Here is a 5,938-nt window from a genome sequence, read left to right on the forward strand (position 1 = left end):
GGGGCCCCCGCCGTGGCTACGACCGGGGCGGGGGAGTTCCGATCGCGTCCGTGGCGGCGACCGCGCCTGCACGACCTCCCCGTGCGCGGGAAGCTCTTCGCGGCCTTGGCGGTGCCCATGGCGGCCTTCCTGGCGGTAGCGATTCTCGCCGGCGTGACCTGGCTGTCCGACGCGGCCAGCTACGGTCACGGGGTGACCGCGGCGAGGCTCGGCCGGGATGTGACCGCGGCGGTGCACGAGATGCAGCTCGAACGGGATCTCGCCGCGGGCTTCATCATGAGCGGGCGTGGCGCCGCCCCGACCAGCAGGGCGCTGGCCGACCGGCTGAACACCGAGCAGCGTGTCGTGGACAAGGTGCTAACCCGTTTCCAGGCCTCGCTGGGGTCCTCCTCCGGCCGTCTCGGCCGAGGGGCCTCCCCGCTGTCCGTGCGGGTGCGGCAGAGCATCGCCGCACTACCCGCGCTGCGTCAGGCCGTCCGGGGCGGGAAGCTGCCCATCGGCGCGATCCTGAGTGAGTACTCGACCACGATCAGCCGCCTGCTCGCCTTCGACCGCCGGATCGGGCAGGACCGGGACGACGACGAGCTCCGCTACGCCACCACGGTCCTCAATGACCTGTCGACCATCAAGGAGATCAACTCCCAGATCCGCGGTCAGCTCTACGCTGCGGCCCTCACCGGCCGGTTCGACTTCGGCGCTGCCGAACGGATGTCCGGTCTCCTCGCCGAGGAGCAGACGGCCCAGGACGCGTTCCGCGCCGCAGCCCGACCCAGCGACCGGACCCGCTATGATCAGATCGTCAACGGTCAGGCGGTGCTGACGGTCAAGCGCACCTCCGACCGTGCCATCCAGCGTCAGCGGCTGCCCGACCTCGGCATCGATCCCGACCAGTGGTTCGCGGCCAGCACCACCCACATCGAGCTACTGCGCACCGTCGAGACCGGACTGCTCGACGGCGTCATCGGGTCCGCGAGCGACCTGCGCTCCACCGCCTGGGAGCGAACCGCCATCCTCGGCGCGCTGATTATCACTATCATGGCCGGTGCGATCGTGTGGACGCTGGCGATCGCGCGCACGATGACCGGCCCCCTGCGCAGGCTGCGGACGGGCGCTCTCGACGTCGCCCACGAGCGCCTTCCCCGCCTGATCGAGCAGCTGCAAACCGCGTACCCGGACCAGGTCGACACGACGATCCGGTCCATCGCCGTCGACTCCCGCGACGAGATCGGCGAGGTCGCGCGCACCTTCGACGAGCTGCAGCACGAGGCGGTGCGGCTGGCCACCGAACAGGCCGGCCTGCGGCGCAACGTCAACACCCTGTTCCTGAGCCTGTCCCGGCGCAGCCAGAGCCTCATCGAACGGCAGATCGCGCTCATCGACCGGCTGGAGGCCAGCGAGGAGAACCCCCTCCAGCTGGAGAACCTGTTCAAGCTCGACCACCTGGCGACCCGGATGCGTCGCAACAGCGAGAACCTGCTCGTGCTCGCGGGGGCCGGCCCGGGCCGCCGCCGGGCGGGTCCGGTACCGCTGGGTGACGTGCTGCAGGCCGCAATCGGCGAGATCGAGCAGTACGAACGGATCCAGATCATCGAGGTGCCGGAGGTGCAGGTTGCCGCCGACTCCGTCAACCACGTCGTCCACCTCGTCGCCGAGCTGCTGGAGAACGCCGCCCAGTTCTCCCCGCCATACCTCGCGGTCGACCTCGCGGCGTCCCGCCTTGACGACGGCGGACTGCTCATCATCATCGACGACGCCGGCCTCGGGATGTCGGAGAAGGAGCTGACCGCAGCCAACCAGCGGCTGGCCGAGCCTCCGGTGTTCGACTTCTCGATCGCCCAACGCCTCGGCCTGTTCGTCGTGGCCCGTCTGGCGGCGCGGCACGACATCGCGGTGCGGCTGGCACGCTCGGATACCGGCGGGGTTCGCGCGCTCGTCCATCTGCCCGCCGTGCTGCTCGTCGCGGGCAGCGCGTCTCATGGCAGCGCGTCTCATGGCAACGGCCTGGCGGCTCCCGGCCTGGCGGGGCCCGGTGCGACGGGCCTGAACGGTTACGGGCCTGCGGGGCCTGCGGGGTCGCTCGGCGGTCCCGATACGCCGCCGGCCGCTCTCGGCTCCTACACCTCCTACACACCGACCGAGGAGTGGTTCCGGCCGCGCGGTGTCGATCTCGACGTCGTTGACGAGCTTGCCGACGACGCCGACCTGCCCACCGCGGCCGAGGCGGGTGGCGGGTCGCGTCCGGGCGCCGCCACGGGATCGGAGAGCGGGGCCGCCCTGCCTCCGATAGAGGAGGCGGTGGCCGCGCTCCGTCGTCGGCGCGAGCGTGGGGCGGACAGAAGGATGCGCGCCGCCGCGGTGCGGTCGCCCGAGCCCTCCGAGGTCCCCGGGACCTCCGAGGTCCCCGAGCAGAAGTTCAACTGGTTCACGCGAGATCCGGCACCGTCGCGTTCCGCGGAGCGCATCCCGCCCGCGCCCCTTGAGCCGCCCGCGCCCCTTGAGCCCTCAGCGGCCGGTGGGGCGGCACGGTCAGGCGGGGCGATAACCGTCGGTGGGGCACCGGGCTCGGGCGAAGCGGCGGTGAGTGACCACCCCCCCATCGGGCCAGACGGTCCCAGGACCCCCTCCGGGCTGCCGATCCGCGCCCCGAAGACCCACGGGCTCCTCGGCCCGGACCCGTTGGGCACGCCCCCGTCCAGGTCCGCGACCGCTCGCCCCCCCGCTGCCGGTCCCGACCTTTCCGGCCCGGCAGCGGCGCTCACGCCGGCCCCGGAGCGGCAGACGGTGGCGCCCGAACGGATCCGCGGCCGCCTGAGCCGACTGTACGAAGGCGTTCACCATGCTCGTGGTGTCAAGGGAGACCCCTGACGAGCCTGGCTGCGACGGATGACCATCCGCACCCTTCCTGCCTGCGCGCGGACACCGCACCGCCTGATTCGCACCGCCTGATTCGCACCGCCTGATTCGCACCGCCTGATTCGCATAGTCTGGAGGACACGTGACCCGCGCGGATCCCGAGCATCCCTCGCTCGACTGGCTCGTCAACAACTTCGTCGACTTCGTGCCCGGCGTGGCCAATGCGATCGTCGCGTCCTCGGACGGGCATCTCCTCGCCGTCTGCACTGGTTTCCCGCGGGAGCGGGCGGAACGGCTGGGTTCTCTCGCGTCCGGTCTGTTCAGCCTGACCCTGGCCGCCGCCGACTTCGTGGACGGCGGCCAGGTCACCCAGACCATCGTCGAGATGGCCCAGGGTTCGCTGCTGCTCATGGCAGTCGGGGAGGGGTCCTATCTGGCCGTGCTCGCCACCAACACCTGCGATATCGGGCTCGTAGGGTACGAGATGACGGTGCTCGTCGCCCGGACCCGGGAGGCGCTCACCCCGGCCCGCCGCGAAAGTGTGTGACCAGGTGTCCACCAGGTGACATCCCCCATGACCCCATACCCCCATGACCAGGTGATCAGGTGATCACGTGAACGGGGACGCGGTGGAGCCGTCGGGCGAGCTTGTGCGGCCGTACACGGCGACCCGCGGCCGGGCGCGCCCGTCCCGTCTGCTGGCGCTTGAGGCCATGGTGACCACGACACCGCTCGGCCGCGGGCGGCTGTCCGTCCTGCTTCTCGAACAGAAGTCGATCGTCGCGATGTGCGTGCATCCTCAGTCGGTGATCGAGATCGCGGCCGAGCTGCGTTTGCCCGTGGGCGTCGTCCGCGTGCTCGTCGCCGACGCGGCGGCGGACCGCCTGGTAGAGATCTCCCAGCTCACCATGCCGACGGGAGCCCCGCAGCTCGAGTTGCTCGACCGGGTACTCGCCGGCCTGCGTCGCATCTGAGACGGCGCGCTCTGAGACGGCGCGCTCTGAGACGGCGCGCTCTGAGACGGCGCGGCATTCCGCGCCGCTGGGCTGGACAGAGCATTGAGCTTACGTGAAGCTTCGGATCGCGCTCATTCTGTCACGTCGCCTCAGAGGGACGATCGATATGATCCAAAAGCTGATGCCTCCCGTGTCCCGCCATCCGCTCACCCGCGCGCTCGTCACACGTACCCCCCTCGCCCGGGGGATCATCGATCGCTTCGTCGCCGGCCCGTCCGATACGGACGCGATCGCCGCGGTAGCCGGACTTGCGGACCTCGGCCTCCTGGCGACGGTGGATCTGCTCGGTGAGGACATCACCCGTGCGCAGGACGCGGCCGACACTCTGCTGGCCTACCTCGGGCTGCTCGACCTCGCCGACCGCGCGGGGATCGCCGCCGGTCTCGACGTCTCGGTGAAGCTGTCCGCGCTCGGTCAGGCCGTGCCCCGCGACGGCCGCAAGCTGTCGTACGAGAACGCCGCCGAGCTCTGCGCGCGGGCAGCGGCGGCGAACGCGACGGTCACCCTGGACATGGAGGATCACACCACCACGGACTCGACGTTGGACACCCTGGTGGAGCTGCGTCGCGACTTCCCCTTCGTCGGCGCCGTCCTGCAGGCGCAGCTTCTGCGCACCGAGACGGACTGCCGTGACCTCGCCACCGCCGGATCACGGGTGCGGCTATGCAAGGGCGCCTACCGCGAACCGTCCGCCGTGGCCTACCAGGGACGTCCGGCCGTCGCCGCCGCGTACGCCCGCTGTCTGGGAATCCTGCTCACCGGATCGGGCTATCCCATGATTGCCACTCACGATCCCGCCCTCCTGAACCTCGCCGGCCGGTTCGCCGAGCACGTGGGACGCCTGCCCGCGACCTTCGAATACCAGTTGCTGTACGGGGTACGCCCGGTCGAGCAGCGGCGGTTGGCGTCGACCGGGGCCACGGTGCGGGTGTATGTGCCCTACGGGGCGGACTGCGTGCCGTACCTGACCCGGCGGCTGGTGGAGAGACCCACGAACCTGCTGCTTGCCGCCCGCGCGCTCCGGAGTCGGGCCTGAGACGCGGCGGGCCTGGGACGCGGCGGGCCTGGGATTATGGGCGGGCCTGGGAGATTATGGGCCGGCTGAGACGCGGGCTGGTTGGACGGGGGACGGTTGGACGGGGGACGGAGCGTGCGAGGGGACGAAGCAGCGCGCGTGGCGACCGGACCGGTGACGGTTCCGGTCGCGCGTAACGAACCGACCCGTTCCTACGCCCCGGGTAACCCGGAACGTGCCAGTCTGCGGCGGGCCCTGCTCCGGCTGGGCGGTGAGCACATCGAGCTGACTAACACGATCGGGGGACACCAGCATCTCGGCGGCGGCCCGGCCCGCGACGTCGTGCAGCCTCATGCATACCGGCGGGTGCTCGGAACGCTGCGAGAGAGCACCCACGCGGACGCGGCCGCGGCGGTCGCCGCGGCGAAGAAGGCCGCCCCCGGCTGGCGGGATCTGGGTTTCGCGGGACGGGCCGCGGTGCTCCTGCGCGCCGCGGAGGCGCTCGCCGGCCCGTGGCGGGACACGCTGAACGCGGCCACCATGCTGGGCCAGTCGAAGACCTGCCAACAGGCGGAGATCGACGCCGCCTGCGAGCTGATCGACTTCTGGCGGTTCAACGTGATGTTCGCCGCCGAGTTGCTGGCCGACGTGCCGGCCAGCGGGATCGGGGAATGGAACCGGCTGGATCTGCGTCCACTGGAGGGATTCGTCTACGCGGTCAGTCCGTTCAACTTCACCGCCATCGCCGGGAACCTGGCGACCGCGCCGGCGTTGATGGGGAACACTGTTGTCTGGAAGCCGGCTCCCACGCAGGCGTTCGCCGCGCATTTCCTGATGCGGCTGCTGGAATCGGCGGGGTTGCCGCCCGGCGTCATCAACCTCGTCGGCGGTTCGGGTGAACCGGTCAGCGACGTGGTGTTCTCCGACCCGGATCTGGCCGGCGTTCATTTCACCGGTTCTCCCGCCGTCTTCGCCCGGCTGTGGCGGGCGGTCGGCGAGAATCTGGACGGCTACCGTTCCTATCCGCGGATCGTCGGGGAGACCGGTGGCAAGG

General features: G+C 70.9%; 5 protein-coding genes. All 5 read left to right on the forward strand.

From position 1 onward, the window contains the following. Window positions 1–81 precede the first annotated feature (81 nt). Window positions 82–2,865 carry a sensor histidine kinase gene (locus AC08OO_RS17025; RefSeq protein ID WP_476609981.1) on the forward strand — a complete coding sequence of 928 codons (2,784 nt, stop codon included), beginning with the start codon at window positions 82–84 and terminating at the stop codon, window positions 2,863–2,865. A 130-nt stretch (window positions 2,866–2,995) separates the two neighbouring features. After that, on the forward strand, window positions 2,996–3,400 hold the full coding sequence (locus AC08OO_RS17030) for a roadblock/LC7 domain-containing protein (protein ID WP_476609982.1): 405 nt from the start codon (window positions 2,996–2,998) through the stop codon (window positions 3,398–3,400). Window positions 3,401–3,467: 67 nt separating this feature from the next. Further along, complete coding sequence (locus AC08OO_RS17035; protein WP_476609983.1) at window positions 3,468–3,827, forward strand: DUF742 domain-containing protein; 360 nt, start codon at window positions 3,468–3,470, stop codon at window positions 3,825–3,827. 148 nt (window positions 3,828–3,975) lie between these two features. Further along, a complete protein-coding gene (locus AC08OO_RS17040; RefSeq protein WP_476609984.1) occupies window positions 3,976–4,905 on the forward strand; it encodes a proline dehydrogenase family protein in 930 nt (309 codons plus the stop codon). 138 nt (window positions 4,906–5,043) lie between these two features. Beyond that, on the forward strand, window positions 5,044–5,938 hold an 895-nt coding region (locus AC08OO_RS17045; protein ID WP_476618758.1), incomplete at its 3' end, for an aldehyde dehydrogenase family protein.

It is taken from the genome of Frankia sp. CeCAU1, assembly GCF_977971845.1.

Excerpts from the sequence above, each read along its gene's own strand:
- AC08OO_RS17040 (WP_476609984.1), top strand. The coding sequence starts at position 3,976 with ATGATCCAAAAGCTGATGCCTCCCGTGTCCCGCCATCCGCTCACCCGC.